This is a genomic window from Mesobacillus boroniphilus (assembly GCF_018424685.1).
GTDB lineage: Bacteria > Bacillota > Bacilli > Bacillales > Cytobacillaceae > Mesobacillus > Mesobacillus boroniphilus_A.
The window spans coordinates 112,330-128,177 of record NZ_QTKX01000001.1; the positions used below are offsets into that span (position 1 = coordinate 112,330).

Below are 15,848 nucleotides of genomic sequence, written 5' to 3' on the forward strand. Positions count from 1 at the left end.
AAAATCCTGCCCCTGTTCTATTCTCTCGGGTTCTATCATACAAGTTAAATAAGGACAAAAACACCGAAGAAATGGGGGCATAACTATGATTTACCGTCTTCTTGCGCTTAACGTGGATGGAACGATTCTCCAATCAAATGGAAGGCTCCATAAATCCACAAGGGATGCGATTGAGTACGTTCAGCAAAAAGGAGTTTATGTGACTCTAGTAACTTCAAGAAGCTTTCCATCTGCCAAAAAAGTGGCTAAAGCGCTGAAAATAAATTCATTGCTGGTGACTCACCTCGGATCCTATATATCTAATGACCTTCGCAGTGACCCGGTCTTTGAAAAAAGGATTCCGGAGGATGTTACCTTCCAGCTTGTCAGATTCCTGGAAAGCTTCCCATGCCAAATCCGGCTTGTGCACGAGAAGTTTTCTCTGGCAAACAAGTATAAATTAAACCACAACCTGCTGGCGAAAACCGTGTTCACATCAGGTGATCCAATTTTTTACTCTCAACAATTCACGGATTCTATCAGTGAAGCCCTGGTCAATGAGCCAGTCTCTCCACCTAAAATCGAAGTCTATTTCGAGTACGAAGAAGATTTGAAGGATGCGCAGCAGGCGATAAATGGGATGTTCTCGGAAGTTTCCCTGTCCAAGCTGAATGATTACAGACTTGATATCATGCCCGAGGGTGTCTCGAAACTGAACGGTCTGATCCAGCTAGGTGAACACCTTGGCATTCCATTAAAGGAAATGGTCGCAATTGGAGATGGCATTGATGACATCGAAATGATCGAAGCATGCGGACTTGGCGTCGCAATGGGGAATGCTTCTGTAGAAGTAAAAAAGGCTTCGGATTGGGTAACCCGGTCCAATAACCAGCACGGTGTCAGTTACATGGTCAAGGAACATTTCCGTAAACAGCAGCCAATAGAATTCCTGCGAAAAATGAATATCATAAAAATGTAAAAAAAAGCATGCCTGGAATGATCGCAGGCATGCTTTTGCATTGTTTGGGAATATATAGGTTTTTTAAAGAAAATAAATCGAACGTCTATAATACTAAGTCCGACTTACAACGGAAACTGGTAGCTTTTGCACTGTCTTGACCTTTGAATCATACTTCTATTACACTAATTGAAGCATGTTTAATTGAAAAAGGTGAATCTCATGATAATTAATATAAATGGAATACAAGATGACAGATTACAGCGTCCATTAGGATTAATCGCAAATTTATTCTTTGAAGAATCAGAAGTCGTATTAGGCGAGACGGATCAGGAAGTTGATGCGGTAATTGAATTCGATGTTCAAAATGCCGACGGGGAGTTTTTTGTAAAAGCAGCTTTGGCGGCAGATGGGAAGACTTATTCAGCAGAAGCCAACAAAAAAATTTCAGCTGGCTTAAGCGAGAAGGAAGAATTCAAAGTGCTCAAAACAGTCATTTCAAGGGCTTATTTAAAAGTGCTTCAGGACTGGACAGGAATGATCCAGAAGTGGGGCATCCTAACCGGAGTTCGTCCTACCAAGCTATTGCATAAAAAACTCCGTGAAGGAATAGATCAGCATGCTGCTCATAGAGAGCTGAAGGAACAGTACTTGATATCCGATGAAAAAATACAGCTCATGCAGCAAATAGTTGACCGTCAGCTTGCTGTTCTGCCTGACTTGTACGATTTGAAAAATGGTGTCAGCATTTATATTGGCATTCCATTTTGTCCGACTAAGTGTGCTTACTGCACTTTCCCGGCTTATGCTATAAACGGCCGACAGGGGTCCGTGGATTCCTTCCTTGGCGGGCTTCATTACGAAATTCGCAGAATTGGGGATTGGCTTAGGAAAAATGATATCAAGATTACAACGGTTTACTATGGAGGCGGTACACCGACTTCGATTACTGCTGAAGAAATGGATATGCTGTATGAAGAGGTCCAACAGTCCTTCCCGGATGTTGAGAATATCAGGGAAGTCACGGTAGAAGCAGGCCGACCGGATACGATTACACCTGAAAAACTAGAAGTACTGAAAAAGTGGAATATCGACCGGATCAGCATTAATCCACAGTCATACATCCAGGAAACCCTGAAGGCAATCGGCCGCCACCATACAGTGGAAGAGACGATTGGAAAATTTCATCTGGCCCGCCAAATGGGCATGAATAACATAAACATGGACTTGATCATAGGTCTTCCGGGTGAAGGGACGAAGGAATTTGCCCACACCCTTGCAGAAACGGAAAAGCTAATGCCTGAATCCTTGACGGTTCATACTCTTTCCTTTAAAAGGGCGTCAGAAATGACAAGGAATAAACAGAAATATAGAGTAGCTGGCCGCGATGAAATAGAACAAATGATGAATATGGCTGAATCATGGACGACGGAACATAACTATGTGCCATACTATCTATACAGGCAGAAGAACATCCTTGGAAACCTGGAGAATGTAGGCTACGCTTTCCCAGAACAGGAGAGCCTGTACAATATCATCATCATGGAAGAACAGCAAACCATCATAGGCCTTGGCTGCGGCGCATCGAGCAAATTCATCGATCCCGAAACTGGTGTCATCACACAATTCTCGAATCCAAAGGATCCAAAGTCATATAATGACAGCTTTGAAGAGTACGCAAATAAAAAGATCGAGATTCTTGACACTTTGTTTAATAAGGCAACAATCTAAGCCTGAAAAGCCCCCGAAGATGAATTTCGGGGGTTTTTTATCGTTGAGGGAAAGATTCAATCATTTTTAAATGATTTCCGTAAAAAAGCCAGCAATTTCCTGCAAAAAACATGTGTTTTCGTGAAGAAGACCGACAGTTTTCTCTTAAAACTTGTGATTCCGCTAAGAAGGCCCGCATTTCCGCGATAACAACCTCTGATTCCGCGAAAAACCACCTTAATTCCGCAAAATGGAAAAAACATACACTTATTCAGCTTGAAACCGTCCATTCTTTAAAAAATCTAAATAGTGAGAAAAAAGGTTTTTAAATATAACTTCTCCCTATATAATAAAAATATAAGGAAAAATGGAGGGGATGAATGGTGGCGATTGAATTTTCAACGGACACTGTAAAGTTAGACATTAATGGACGTGTTGCAGTCCTTGAGTTAAACAGACCTGAAGCACTGAATGCCCTTGATGTGGAAATGATTAAGGGGATCACGATGAATCTGAAAGAAATCTGCAAGTCTGATGAGATTGATATTGTGGTGATTAAAGGAGCCGGGCGTGCCTTTTCTGCTGGCGGTGATATCAAAACGATGCTTTCCAATACAAATGAAAGCGATTTCTACCATGTGATGGACGATATTCACGATATGATCGTGACTCTGTACAGCATGCCAAAGGTAACAATCAGTGCAGTAACTGGTGCCGCAGCTGGACTGGGCTTCAGCCTTGCGCTTGCGACAGATTACATAATCGCTGAGCCATCAAGCAAGATTGCGATGAATTTTATTGGTATTGGCTTGATACCGGATGGTGGAGGCCACTTCTTCATGGAGGAACGCCTTGGGGAAACGAAGGCGAAGCAACTGATCTGGGAAGGAAAGACGCTTTCTGCCACTGAAGCATTTACACTAGGACTTGTTGACAGTGTGCCAACAGGTGATTTTACAGAATCAATCGAAGGAAAACTTCAGGAATGGCTGAACAAACCGGTTCAGGCTATGATTAAAACGAAGAAAATCTTAGCAGAGAAAAACAGGCCTGCACTATTGAAGATTCTTGAATTGGAGAAATACGGCCAATTTAAAATGCGCCAGACCGAGGACCATCAGGAGGGTATCAAGGCTTTCCTTGAAAAGAGGAAGCCTCAGTACAAAGGTAAATAAACAAAAGAGGCAAAGAGGATAGATCCTCTTTGCCTTGTTTTTATGGATGGAAAAGGATCAATTTTCCTCTTGGTGATGTACAGCGGTGTGTCTTTTCGCTGAGGTTTTTTTCTTCAAGCATTTTTGCACCGATTTCCTTTGCTTCATTATCATTGCCGGCCTGGAATGATTCGTCGATCAGTTTTTCCCCATTTGGTTCAAAGGCTGTCAGTTTGTAAGTTTCCATCACAATTTCCCCTTTTTAAAAGATTAGTAAGTATAAAATTAACTTCGAGAACTGTCCAGCTCCAGCGCCTAGCCAGTTTTCATCTCTGCCTGTGCTTCTTCGAGTATCTTGCGAGAAGCGTTAGCTTTGAGCAGCTCGAGTCGCTTGTCAAGCTGCGGTTCCTAACTCCCCGAGACGCTTCGGTCCTGCCAATGAAGTCAAAGAACGACTTCACCGTCAGGCCCTCCAGCGCTTGTCGGAGTTGGGCAGTCGCCTCCTAGAAACTCCGAAACTTCAACTCCGCCGGCAGAAGCAAAAAGCGCTTCTTTGTCGGAGTCTCCAGTTTCTGCGTTTCTGGACAGTCGGCTATACATCTCGATTTCGGTCCGCGCAATGAAATCAAAGAGCGATTTCACCGGTCGGCCCTCCGAGGCACAGGACGTGCTAGACCCGACAGCCACAGGATAAGGAAAGCTTCGAAGCGATTCATCGCACGATAGAAATCGGTAGCTTTTGGGAGGACGTGGCGTTCTGGTCGGGCAACGATTGTCGGGGCTGACCAAGGCGCTTTCGCTTTTATTGTAAAATTCAGATGATTACTATTATTTTTGCATAACTTTTTTAAATATGCAAAACAAAAAAATATTTAAATATGAAACTATTTCCATATAAAATTCGTAGTAATTTATTGGAAAAGGAGGAAGATGAATATGGTATTGCAGCTTGAACAAGTTACTAAGCGATTTGGCAAATTCACAGCGGTGAATCAGCTTTCACTTAATATTCCAGAAAAAGAAATGTTCGGATTCCTTGGTGCAAATGGTGCCGGGAAAACGACGACTTTCCGTATGATCCTCGGTCTACTGGATGTCTCGGAAGGATGGATTACCTGGGATGGCAAGCCGATTAATTATCAAACGAGCAGTATCATCGGTTACCTGCCGGAGGAAAGGGGACTTTATCCAAAGCTTAAGGTCCGCGACCAGATCGTCTATCTAGCGAGGTTAAGAGGGATGCAAAAACAAGCCGCCCTTAAAGAGCTTGATTACTGGCTTAATCGTTTCAAGGTGCCAGAATATGCGGATAAAAAGGTTGAAGAGCTTTCAAAAGGTAACCAGCAAAAAATCCAATTCATTGCCGCTGTCATCCATAAGCCAAGGCTGTTGATTCTTGATGAGCCGTTCAGCGGACTAGACCCGGTAAATGTTGAACAATTAAAAGAAGCAGTCCTCGAACTGAAAAACACGGGCACGACGATTGTATTTGCGAGCCACCGTATGGAGCATGTAGAAGAAATGTGTGAGCATATTTGCATCATGCATAAAGGAAGCCCTGTCGTTCATGGGTCCCTAAGAGAGATCAAAAGGTCTTTCGGAAAAAAGAATTTGGTCATCCATGCGGATTTCGATACTTCATTCCTAAAGGAGTATGCTGGGGTGGCAAAAGCAAAAATGACGGCAGAGGGAATCCACCTGCAAATCTCAGGTGAGCAGGTTGCCGGAGATATTTTAAAAGATATTGTTGACAAAGGGTTTATCCGTAAGTTTGTCCTTGAAGAACCAAGCCTCAATGATATTTTCATCGAAAAGGTGGGTGATTCATATGAATAATTTTTTCATTATCCTAATCCATACATACATGAGTAAGTTGAAAACCAAATCCTTTTTAGTTACAACCATCCTGACCGTAGGGATTATGCTTGCACTCACAAATATGTCAAACATCATCGATTTTTTCAATAAAGGTGATGAGGCAGATAAGATCGTTGTCATTGACGAGACTGGCCAGCTTTTTAAGCCGCTGAATGAGCAAATGAAGATGGTCAACGAAGAGCTTGTCCTGGAAAAGTATGATGGAAATGAAGAAAGTGCCAGAAAAGCAGTCGAGGAAGGAGAATATAAAGGCTTCCTTACATTGAGCTTGAACAATGAAGAGCTTCCGGCAGCTTCCTACAAAGCGATGAGCATTGCGGATTCTGCTATTCCTGGAGACCTGCAGGCAGCATTACAGCAGATTAAGACGGCGATGGCTTCCACACAGATCAATATCGCTCCAGATCAATTGGAAAAACTGTATGCTCCAGTTGAATTCGAAAAAACTGCTCTTGAAGAAGATGCCAAGACGGAAGAGGAACTGAATCAGGCAAGAGGATTAGTCTATGTTCTTCTATTCATCATTTATTTTGCAGTTATCATGTATGCCAATATGATCGCTATGGAAGTCGCGACTGAGAAATCATCAAGAGTAATGGAAATCATGATATCCAGTGTATCCCCTATCAAGCAAATGTTTGCGAAGATTCTCGGAATCGGGCTGTTAAGCTTGACTCAGCTCGCCGTTCTCTTGCTTGTAGGGTATTTCTCAATCAAACAGAACCTCGAGAACATGGAAGGTGGATTCTTCGAGTTTTTCGGTTTTGGAAACGTTGCAGCCAGCACAATCGTATATGCCGTAATCTTCTTCATATTAGGGTACTTTCTGTATGCGACTATGGCTGCATTCCTGGGATCGCTCGTCAGCAGGATTGAAGATGTCCAGCAAATGATTACTCCGATGACATTGCTTGTTGTCGCTGGTTTCATGATGGCGATGTTTGGGCTTAGTCAGCCAGAAGCACCGTTTGTAAAATACACATCCTTCATCCCGTTTTTCTCGCCGATGTTAATGTTCCTGAGAGTGGGAATGCTGAACATTCCTTTCTGGGAAATTGCCTTGTCAATCGGAATCCTGGTTGCCACAATAGCCTTCCTGGCTGTTTTCGGTGCCAGAGTCTACCGCGGGGGAGTGCTGATGTACGGAAAATCAAACTCATTCAAGGACATCAAAAAAGCATTGCAGTTAACGAAAAACGAATAATGTTAAAAGCCGCAATCCTGGGATTGCGGCTTTTTTTACAGGGAATTAGACTTGCTTAGTAGAATATTTATTAAGGATAAAGATGTATGAGCCCGAAGTGGAGAGGAAACCGAAAGTACGGTCACAAGATTATAGATTTATAGAAGGAGAGTGTTCATGTTGCGGCAGATTATAGCGATGGGCGGTGGAGGTTTTTCAATGGAGCCGGAGAATCCACTGTTGGATTTGTACATTTTGGGGCAGGCGCAAAAACAGAGGCCGAAGGTTTGCTTTGTGCCGACTGCCAGTGGGGATGCTGACAATTATATTACGAGATTCTATCAAGCTTTTGAAAGCCATGAATGCAAACCTTCACATCTGTCGTTATTCAGTCCGCCGACTAGAGACTTAGAAGCCTATGTTATGGATAAAGATATTATTTATGTTGGGGGAGGAAATACAAAGAACCTGCTAGCTCTTTGGAAGGAATGGGGACTGGATCTCATCCTGAGGAAAGCCTGGCATCAGGGCAAAATAATGGCTGGAGTAAGCGCAGGCTCAATTTGCTGGTTTGAGGAAGGTGTAACAGATTCTTTTGGGAGCGGACTTGAGCCACTTAAAACACTAGGGTTTCTAAAAGGGAGCAACTGCCCGCATTATGATGGCGAAGAGGAACGCCGGCCTGCTTATAAGAGATTTATAGGTTCGGGCAGAGTTTCAGGGGGATATGCCGCAGATGACGGAGCAGCATTGCACTACATTGATGAAGAACTAGTTAAGGCGGTAAGTTCAAGGCCTGAAGCAAAAGCGTATCATGTTTGGGAGACAGATGGAAAAGTGCAAGAAGATGTAGTGAAAACCCTATATCTCGGATAAAGCGGGACTGCAGTTCAAATGAGAGCTGCAGTTTTTTCTCTATAAAGTATAAACTTTTTGCAATAAGACTGGTGTCTAGCTCCAGCGCTTGTCTGGCGATGCTTGCGCTTTTTTTTTTTGATAGAACGTGCATTCGTATTTTTTGAGTGTTAAAATAAAGGAAAATAGGACGGGAAAGGAATAAGCCCAATGAAACAGGTAAAGTTTTTACATACTGCCGACTTGCATCTTGACAGTCCGATGGTCGGGCTGCGGCATCTGCCGAAAGCCATCTTTCACAGACTCCAGGAGAGCACATTTACGGCTTTGAAAAATATCACGGATGCTGCCATCAAACATGAAGTGGATTTCGTCGTCATTGCAGGGGATCTATTCGATGGTGAGGACCGGAGCATCCGTGCTCAGGCTGTTCTCCGCAATGAAATGGGGAGGCTAGCTGACAAAGGGATAAAGGTATATGCAATCCATGGGAACCATGACCATCTTGGCGCAAAATCTGTAACTATAGATTTTCCTGATAATGTCCACTTTTTCTCGGACCAGGTGGAGAAAGCTGACTTCAGGAAGAATGATGGCACTCTTGTCCATCTATACGGCTTCAGCTACCCTGAGCGGCATGTAATGGAGCGATGGATTGAGAGATATAAGAAGGTTGATGGCGCGGATTTTCACGTTGGTTTGCTTCATGGACATTTTGAGGGAGTGAGTGAGCATGGAAAGTATGCTCCTTTCAGGTTAACGGATCTTATCGACAAAGATTTTGATTATTGGGCACTGGGCCATATACATAAAAAAGCGGTTTTATCACAGCTTCCTTATGTTGTCTATCCTGGAAATCCTCAAGGACGGAACAGGAAGGAACTGGGGGAAAAAGGGGCCTATATTGTTAATTTGTCAGAAACGGGGCCTGAAGTTTCTTTTTTTGACACTGCTGATGTGATTTGGGATGAGGCCATCATTGATGGGCAAGATTTGTTAAGTTTCAATGCACTGTATGAAAAATGCCTGGATGCCATCGATGGGAAAAGAAGAGAAGGAAATGGGGTACTGTTGGACATCCGGATTGAAGGCGTGAATTCGGGTCTGTCGGATGTGATTGGAAAAATAGCCAGTGGCGAACTTCTTGAGCTTCTGCAGGATACTGAAAAGGATGAGGATTCTTTTGTCTGGGTACACAGGCTAAAGTTTACCGAAGATATTGCTGTCGACCGCGCTGGATTGATTAAGCAAAGCGATTTTTATGAGGAGTTATTCAGCACGATTGAGCAATATGATGACTTGTGGAATTCACTGTCTCCGCTATTCCAGCACAGTCAGGCAAGAAGACATTTAGGTATGTTGTCGGAACAGGAAAAAGAAGAATTGGTTGAGGATGCTGAGAGGATCCTTCTCCAAATGCTGCTGAAAAATTGAAGAAAGGAGGCAGCGTGATGAGAATCATTGAACTGCATATATACGGCTATGGCAAGCTCGAGGATTATGTGATTAAATCATTAGATCAAATGCAGATTTTTTACGGTGAGAATGAAGCGGGAAAATCGACTATCATGTCATTCATCCACAGCATCCTGTTCGGATTTTCTGCAAAGCAAAGTGCTGAAAACCGCTATGAGCCAAAAAATACCCCAAAGTATGGCGGCAAGATAAAAGCTCTTTTTCCAGACAGGGGAATGGCTGTCATTGAGAGAGTGAAAGGCAAGGCTACAGGTGATGTGACTGTTTCTCTTGAAGACGGGACGATTGGCGGTGAAGAATTACTTAAAGACCTTTTGAAACGAATGGATAAGAGTATATACCAGGCCATTTTTTCATTCAATATCCATGGGCTTCAAAATATCCAAGCAATGAAGGGGGATGAGCTTGGCAGGTATTTATTTTCCGCTGGGACGCTTGGCACAGACAAACTTTTCAACACCGAGGGTTTGCTACTAAAGGAAATGGAACTGCGTTTCAAGCCCAGTGGCAAAAGGCCTTTGCTGAATGAGAAATTGAAAGATTTAAAGGACATCCAAACTTCATTGAAGAACGCTGAGCAGCAGAATGAAAAATATTCAGAGCTTGTGAGTATGAAGGATGAATTGATGGATAAAATTGCCCAGCTTAAGAACGAAATTTTCATGCTGGAGCAAACTGGAATTAAGCTTCGTGAATATAAGCGCAATGAAAAGCTTGTCATTGAAGCCGCAGCATTGGATGGAAAAATTAAAATGCATGATCCGTCTTTTTTTCCAGAAGATGGCCTGAACCGGCTTGAGAAGTTGGACGAGCAGCTTAAATCAAACCAGGCTAGAATTTTAAGGGTAAAAGAAAAGAGAGAGCAATTACTGAAAGATCTGGAGAGGCACAAGCCAAACTCCGATTTACTTGGTATGGAAACGGAAATCGAAGCTAGAATCGAAAATCTGCCTTTATATGATCAATTGAAGCAGGAAAAAAGACTGCTTGAATCCAAACTAGAGGAAATAACAGAAGAAATAGATCAGCTAAATGACAAGCTTCATACAGATTTCAATGAGGTAAATATCCATGAAATCAATACAAGTATCTTCATAAAGGAACAGGCCGAAAACATAGAGCAGACAGAGCAAAGGTTAAAGACTAAAAAGCTTGAGCTGGAGTCTGCTTTTGAAGAAGAAAAAAAGACATTGGCAGAACTTGAAGCAAGGGCAGAAGCCGCAAAAGAAGAACTCCTTGATGAAGCTGAACGAACAAAATTGGTGAAAGACCTGGATCTGCTAGGGAATAAGGAGCGGATCCATTCCGAATTGAACTACGTCATGGACCAGATTGAATCGGCCAAAATCAAGGAAGAGACTGAAAAGGATAGACGAAGGCAGCAACAGAAGAAAGACTTTAATCAATTGCTTCTTCTCGGAAGCATTCTTCTGATTGTTTTTCTTTGGGGAATTACAAATGGCTCCTGGTTCTTAGCCGGAATCGGGATTGCAGGCCTGTTCCTTTTGCTGACTGCGCGATTTAAGTTCGCTGACAAAAAGCCAATGGAGGACAAGGTCCTATCCAGGTTGCTGGAGCGTGAAAAAGCGCTTAAAGCAAACTTGAGCAGTCAGCCTGAAGGCAATGCAATTTTTATCAAGAGCTTATTGGCTAAAGATGAGGAGACAAGACTGCGCCATCGGGAGCTGTACATCAAAATTGATCAGCAGCATGATCGGTTTGAAAAAGTAGTTCAGCAATTCGAATCATGGGAAGCAGATGAAACACAATTAAAACAGAGAAGGACAGAATTACTAAGACAATTTGGATTGACGGATACTTCCGCACCTATTAAAGTAATGGATGCCTATCATTTAATAGAAAAACAAAAGCAGTATTTCCGCGAAAGAAAGAGAATAAAAGAAAGTTTAAAGACTGTGGCTGAATCTTTGATGGAAATGGAAAGCAGCCTGAAGCAGCTTGCACAACGATTCCTTCAAAATAGCGATCTTGCTCCGGTCGAGGCAGCAGGACTGTTGAAGCGGACATTGCGCGAAGCAATCGACCAGAAGTCGAGATACCGTGAACTGAGCGCGAAACTGGAGGAAATGGAAGAAGAACTTTCATCACTTCAGAAGGAAGAGATGGTATTCAGTCAAGAAAAGGAAGGATTGCTTGCACAGGCCGGGGCTGAAGGTGAGGATGGATTCAGGCAGAAAGCGGAAAATTCCTCATTGGTAAAACGCTGGAAGGCAAGACTGGAGGATATCGATCATCAGCTGCTTGCATCGGGTATCAGTGATGAGGACCGTGAAAAGATTCTAACAGGAATTCCGCTTGAGGAACAGATTGAGGATAACGATTCCGAGCTAGTAGAAAGAAAGCGGGAGTTATCCGCAAAGTTTGATCTAATAGCCGATGTTAAGCATAAAATGAAGGTGCTTGAAGAAGGCGGCATATACAGTGAATTGCTCCATAAATATAAGCAGCTTCAGCATGAGTTCACGGAAGATGCAAAGGAATGGGCAAGGTATGCGGTGGCCAGGGATTTACTTTCGAAGACAATTGACCGTTATAAAAATGAGCGTATGCCGAGAATGCTGGCCAGAGCCGAAAGTTTCCTATCGATATTGACTGATGGAGGCTATGTGAAGATCATTCCTCAGGTTTCCGGCAGCGGATTCCTAATTGAAAGAAATGATCATGTGTTATTTGAGGCGAATGAGCTAAGCCAGGCAACGGCTGAACAAGTGTATGTATCCATCAGGCTTGCACTTGCTGCCGACCATTATGATCGTTATCCATTTCCGATTATCATCGATGACAGCTTTGTTAATTTTGATCATAACAGGACTGCCCGGATCATTAAGCTGCTGAAGGAAATGAGCAATAACAACCAGATTCTCATTTTTACATGCCATCGCCATTTGCTGGACTATTTTACGGAAAATGAAATCATCAATCTGCAAGAAAAAAGTGCAAATATAGTTTAAAAATGCCATGGTTTGAGAATCAGAGACAATAGACTCTGTATGTTATACTGTTGCAGAGAGGAGAGGGCGGTAATTATGAATAATGGAATTTTGAATCACGAAACAGGGGACCAGGTAGAATTGTTTTTATTGATCAAGCATTCGTCAAAAGGGATTGCCAGCAATGGAAAGCCATTTTTGACACTCATCCTCCAGGACCAGAGCGGAGAAATCGAAGCAAAGCTTTGGGATGTATCCGAGGAAGATGAAAGTACTTACTGTGCTGAAAGCATCGTAAAAGTTCAGGGAGATATCCAGAATTACCGAGGGCGAAACCAGTTGAAAATCAGGCAAATCAGGCCTGCTTCCACAGCTGACTCTGTCAAACTCTCTGATTTTCTTGAGACAGCCCCTGTCAGCCAGGATGAAATGAGCAGCAAGCTTACCCAATATATTTTCGAAATGAAAAACCCTAACATCCAAAGGGTTACCAGACATCTATTGAAAAAGCATATGAATGAATTCATGGAATATCCTGCAGCGACTAAAAATCATCATGAATTTGTTTCAGGACTTGCGTATCATGTCATTTCTATGCTTGATCTGGCGAAGTCAATCGCATCGCTGTATCCAAGCCTTGATAAGGATCTTTTGTATGCGGGAGTAATCCTCCATGATTTAGGCAAAGTAATTGAGCTATCCGGTCCGATTTCAACAACTTACACAGTGGAAGGGAATTTGCTCGGACACATATCGATCATGGTCAATGAGATTGGCAAGGCAGCCGATGAGTTAGGCATTAGTGGAGAGGAAGTAGTCATACTTCAGCATATGGTATTGTCCCATCACGGCAAAGCAGAGTGGGGCAGTCCTAAACCGCCAATGATCAAGGAGGCAGAAATTCTGCATTATATCGATAATCTGGATGCGAAAATGAATATGCTGGACCGCGCGCTTGCAAGGGTTAAACCTGGTGAGTTCTCCGAAAGAGTATTCGCGCTTGATAACCGGTCCTTTTACAAGCCTGTATTCCATAAGTAAAAAGCAAACGGCCCCTTTCCTATCTATGGAGGGGTCTTTTTGCCTTTAATTCTTTTTGACCTCCTAAGGCATATTTGAGAATAAACCTCATATTAATACTGTAAGAGTTCAATTTGGACAACCTTTTAAATGGAGGGTATAAAAAATGTCAATTCCAATCTGGGTAATAGCAGTCGCAGCAGGAATCGTATTCAGTGCCTTCATGGCAGTGAAAACAGGGAAAGAAGAACGGGAAGAAGAAATGGAAAGCATTGAACGAGAGGGCGAGCTTTACATGAAGCGGCTTGAAAGAGAAAAAGAACAGCGTGAAAATTCGGCGGAAGCATAAAAAAACACTGGTCTCCAGAAATGGAGCCAGTGTTTTTTTACATATTATTGTGGTGTTTGCGCTTCTGGGAATTCAGCAGCGCCTTTTAGGTCTTTATCCTTGATTTTAACGTCAGCAGCTTCTAGTTCACTCTTTAGGACCTCTTGGATCTTGTTAGAGTCTAGCTGAGCAAGCTTCAACTCATACTCAAGCTTGTCCTTCATTTCTTCGTAAGATTCTTTTTCTTTCTTCTCAGTTACCTTGATGATGTGGAAGCCGTGCTGTGATTGGACTGGCTCGCTGATTTCATTTACATCAAGGGCATAAGCAGCTTCTTCGAATTCAGGAACCATTTTGCCAGGTCCGAAGAATCCAAGGTCTCCACCATTTGCAGCAGAACCAGGATCTGTTGAATATTCCTTCGCCAAGTCTTCGAACTTAGCTCCGTCTTCAAGCTTTTTCTTTACTTCCTGTGCAGTTTTTTCATCTTCTACAAGGATGTGGCTTGCCTTTATTTCAGGCTTGTACTCTTCGTAGCGCTTTTTAACTTCTTCTTCGCTGACCTTTACATCTTTAAGTGCAGCTTTTTCCATAAGAAGCTGGTCTTTTAGGACCTCTTTTAATTCTTCCTCGTCTTTAAGCTGGTTTTGCTGAAGAACTAGCTCGAAGTTCTCTCCAAGCTCTTCCTTAAGCTCGGCCACTTTTTCCTCAACCTCTTTATCTGTCACTTTATAATTTTCCGCAAGAACTTTCTGGTAAAGCAATTCTTGAAGTGCTTGCTCTCCATACTTTTCCTTCATTGATTGATAAAGCTCTTCCTTGGTAATGTTACCTGCTTTCGACTCAACGATTACTTCTGAAGAATCGGCATTATCGTTGCTGCATGCGCCTAATCCCATAACTCCGGCTGCAACCGTAAGGGAAATTATCATTTTTTTCATGGTGAACATCTCCTAAACAGAAAATTCTAGTGGCCGTTTTAATCCACAAACTCTACTATAACATAATTTCAATTTTCCACAAAAAATTAATGATGGGGTTTTTTGGTTATTAGTTGAGATGGGCGGATATCTATACCGTTTGTTCAATGGTGCATAGGATGTAGAGAAGAGAAAAAAAGGAGGTAGTTGATAATGGGCCACTATAATTCAGGCTTTGCGTTAATCGTTGTCCTGTTCATCTTGCTGATCGTTGTAGGTGCTGCTTACCTGTAATAAACAAAATGCAAGTAATGCAGGATAGTTGCCTATGCGGAAAAGACATTACTTGAATAAGATATCATAACCACTTTGGAAGGAGGTGTTAATATGGGTGCAGGATACGGCGGCGGCTTTGCGTTAATTGTCGTGTTATTCATTCTGTTAATCATCGTGGGTGCAGCTTGGCTTTAATCTCTGAGTAAAGAGTAAGGGGGACATTTTGGCCCCCTTACTTCTAAGCAATGATGTTAAGGCAAGTTCTTAAAGCAGAAAGGAGGAACCTCAATGTCTGGAGGAGGCTGTGGATACGGCGGCGGCTTTGCGTTAATTGTCGTGTTATTCATTCTGTTAATCATCATCGGTGCATCTTGGCTGTAAGCAGCGATGGGGCAATGCTTTCTGCATGCCTTAATCATTAATACTGAGTCTGATAATAAAAAGCGGTGAGGAAGTCCTCACCGCTTAATTTATGTAAACAGTTTTTTATTATTTCAACTCCGAGAAATGTCCAGCTCCAGCGCCTAGCCAGTTTTCATCCCTTAGAGAACTTCCTTGAGTATCTTGCGATAAGCGTTAGCTTTGAGCAGCTCGAGTCGCTTGTCTAGCTGCGGCTCCTAACTCCTCGAGACGCTTGTCTAGTTGTCGCCTCCTAGAAACTCGGAAACTTCAACTCCGTCGGCAGAAGCAAAAAGCGCTTCTTTGTCGGAGTCTCCAGTTTCTGCGTTTCTGGACAGTCGGCTATACTTTTCGGTTTCGGTCCTGCTAATGAAGTCAAAGAACGACTTCATTAGCAGGACCTCCGAGGCACACGATGTGCTAGACCCGCCGGCTACAGAAGAAGGAAAGCTTCGAAGCGATTCATCGCACGACCGAAAGCTGTAGCTTTTGGGAGGACGTGGCAGTTTTCGACGGGCAGCGTTTGTCGGGGCTGACCGAGTCGCTTGCGCTTTTCTATGTAGTCACGTATACAAAATTTCAACGAATGATGAAATTAGCAATATTGTAACTAAAATATTGATCGTCCTGAAAATTTTCGCATGTTTGTCTTCAGGTATTTCCTTCTGGATGCAGAGGGAATCTGTAAGCTTATTTATATAGAAAAGAATGAAGGCAGCAAAAAGGACAAACACGAACAAAATGGAGATCATCGAAGAATC

At 42.8% G+C, this 15,848-nt stretch carries 18 protein-coding genes; 13 read left to right on the top strand and 5 right to left on the bottom strand.

Going from position 1 to position 15,848, the window contains the following annotated elements; all coding sequences use genetic code 11:
* Positions 1-85 precede the first annotated feature (85 nt).
* From DYI25_RS00620 to DYI25_RS00630, 3 genes are all read left to right on the top strand, one after another.
* Positions 86-958, top strand: a complete 873-nt coding sequence (locus DYI25_RS00620) for a Cof-type HAD-IIB family hydrolase (RefSeq protein WP_213365707.1) — start codon at positions 86-88, stop codon at positions 956-958.
* A 201-nt stretch (positions 959-1,159) separates the two neighbouring features.
* The gene (locus DYI25_RS00625; protein ID WP_213365710.1) at positions 1,160-2,668 is read left to right on the top strand and encodes a coproporphyrinogen III oxidase; all 1,509 of its coding nucleotides are present in this window, start codon (positions 1,160-1,162) and stop codon (positions 2,666-2,668) included.
* A gap of 362 nt (positions 2,669-3,030) precedes the next feature.
* Positions 3,031-3,822, top strand: a complete 792-nt coding sequence (locus tag DYI25_RS00630; protein WP_213369307.1) for an enoyl-CoA hydratase — start codon at positions 3,031-3,033, stop codon at positions 3,820-3,822.
* 40 nt (positions 3,823-3,862) lie between these two features.
* On the opposite strand, the gene DYI25_RS00635 is transcribed toward DYI25_RS00630, so the two are convergent.
* Both DYI25_RS00635 and DYI25_RS00640 read right to left on the bottom strand, forming a co-directional pair.
* Positions 3,863-4,048 (bottom strand): YhzD family protein, encoded by a 186-nt coding sequence (locus DYI25_RS00635; protein WP_213365713.1) that lies wholly within the window; start codon positions 4,046-4,048, stop codon positions 3,863-3,865.
* A 197-nt stretch (positions 4,049-4,245) separates the two neighbouring features.
* Complete coding sequence (locus DYI25_RS00640; protein WP_213365716.1) at positions 4,246-4,443, bottom strand: hypothetical protein; 198 nt, start codon at positions 4,441-4,443, stop codon at positions 4,246-4,248.
* 294 nt (positions 4,444-4,737) lie between these two features.
* Here DYI25_RS00640 and DYI25_RS00645 point away from each other — a divergent pair, with 294 nt between their 5' ends.
* From DYI25_RS00645 to DYI25_RS00675, 7 genes are all read left to right on the top strand, one after another.
* The gene (locus tag DYI25_RS00645) at positions 4,738-5,637 is read left to right on the top strand and encodes an ABC transporter ATP-binding protein (RefSeq protein WP_213365718.1); all 900 of its coding nucleotides are present in this window, start codon (positions 4,738-4,740) and stop codon (positions 5,635-5,637) included.
* Positions 5,630-6,883 carry an ABC transporter permease gene (locus DYI25_RS00650; RefSeq protein ID WP_213365722.1) on the top strand — a complete coding sequence of 418 codons (1,254 nt, stop codon included), beginning with the start codon at positions 5,630-5,632 and terminating at the stop codon, positions 6,881-6,883. Before DYI25_RS00645 ends, DYI25_RS00650 begins: the two co-directional genes overlap by 8 nt.
* A 159-nt stretch (positions 6,884-7,042) precedes the next feature.
* Positions 7,043-7,738, top strand: coding sequence for a peptidase E (locus DYI25_RS00655; RefSeq protein ID WP_213369308.1), 696 nt, complete (start codon positions 7,043-7,045; stop codon positions 7,736-7,738).
* A gap of 189 nt (positions 7,739-7,927) precedes the next feature.
* Complete coding sequence (locus DYI25_RS00660; RefSeq protein WP_213365725.1) at positions 7,928-9,151, top strand: metallophosphoesterase family protein; 1,224 nt, start codon at positions 7,928-7,930, stop codon at positions 9,149-9,151.
* Between the two features lie 17 nt (positions 9,152-9,168).
* Positions 9,169-12,165, top strand: coding sequence for an ATP-binding protein (locus DYI25_RS00665; protein WP_213365728.1), 2,997 nt, complete (start codon positions 9,169-9,171; stop codon positions 12,163-12,165).
* 75 nt (positions 12,166-12,240) lie between these two features.
* Positions 12,241-13,185 carry a 3'-5' exoribonuclease YhaM gene (gene yhaM, locus DYI25_RS00670; RefSeq protein ID WP_213365731.1) on the top strand — a complete coding sequence of 315 codons (945 nt, stop codon included), beginning with the start codon at positions 12,241-12,243 and terminating at the stop codon, positions 13,183-13,185.
* Between the two features lie 145 nt (positions 13,186-13,330).
* The gene (locus DYI25_RS00675) at positions 13,331-13,513 is read left to right on the top strand and encodes a sporulation YhaL family protein (protein WP_213365734.1); all 183 of its coding nucleotides are present in this window, start codon (positions 13,331-13,333) and stop codon (positions 13,511-13,513) included.
* A gap of 44 nt (positions 13,514-13,557) precedes the next feature.
* Here the strand turns inward: DYI25_RS00675 and DYI25_RS00680 are convergent, their stop codons facing one another.
* Positions 13,558-14,433, bottom strand: coding sequence for a peptidylprolyl isomerase (locus DYI25_RS00680; RefSeq protein WP_213365737.1), 876 nt, complete (start codon positions 14,431-14,433; stop codon positions 13,558-13,560).
* 192 nt (positions 14,434-14,625) lie between these two features.
* On the opposite strand from DYI25_RS00680, the gene DYI25_RS00685 reads away from it, so the two are divergent.
* The 3 genes from DYI25_RS00685 to DYI25_RS00695 all read left to right on the top strand — a co-directional run bounded on the left by DYI25_RS00685 (position 14,626) and on the right by DYI25_RS00695 (position 15,069).
* Positions 14,626-14,706: a YjcZ family sporulation protein gene (locus tag DYI25_RS00685; RefSeq protein ID WP_023615406.1), complete on the top strand. Its 81-nt coding sequence runs from the start codon at positions 14,626-14,628 to the stop codon at positions 14,704-14,706.
* A gap of 93 nt (positions 14,707-14,799) precedes the next feature.
* Positions 14,800-14,883, top strand: a complete 84-nt coding sequence (locus DYI25_RS00690) for a YjcZ family sporulation protein (RefSeq protein ID WP_064503397.1) — start codon at positions 14,800-14,802, stop codon at positions 14,881-14,883.
* 93 nt (positions 14,884-14,976) lie between these two features.
* On the top strand, positions 14,977-15,069 hold the full coding sequence (locus tag DYI25_RS00695) for a YjcZ family sporulation protein (RefSeq protein ID WP_213365740.1): 93 nt from the start codon (positions 14,977-14,979) through the stop codon (positions 15,067-15,069).
* 257 nt (positions 15,070-15,326) lie between these two features.
* On the opposite strand, the gene DYI25_RS00700 is transcribed toward DYI25_RS00695, so the two are convergent.
* Both DYI25_RS00700 and DYI25_RS00705 read right to left on the bottom strand, forming a co-directional pair.
* On the bottom strand, positions 15,327-15,479 hold the full coding sequence (locus DYI25_RS00700) for a hypothetical protein (RefSeq protein WP_213365743.1): 153 nt from the start codon (positions 15,477-15,479) through the stop codon (positions 15,327-15,329).
* A 171-nt stretch (positions 15,480-15,650) separates the two neighbouring features.
* Positions 15,651-15,839: a hypothetical protein gene (locus DYI25_RS00705; RefSeq protein ID WP_214705013.1), complete on the bottom strand. Its 189-nt coding sequence runs from the start codon at positions 15,837-15,839 to the stop codon at positions 15,651-15,653.
* Between the last annotated feature and the right edge of the window lie 9 nt (positions 15,840-15,848).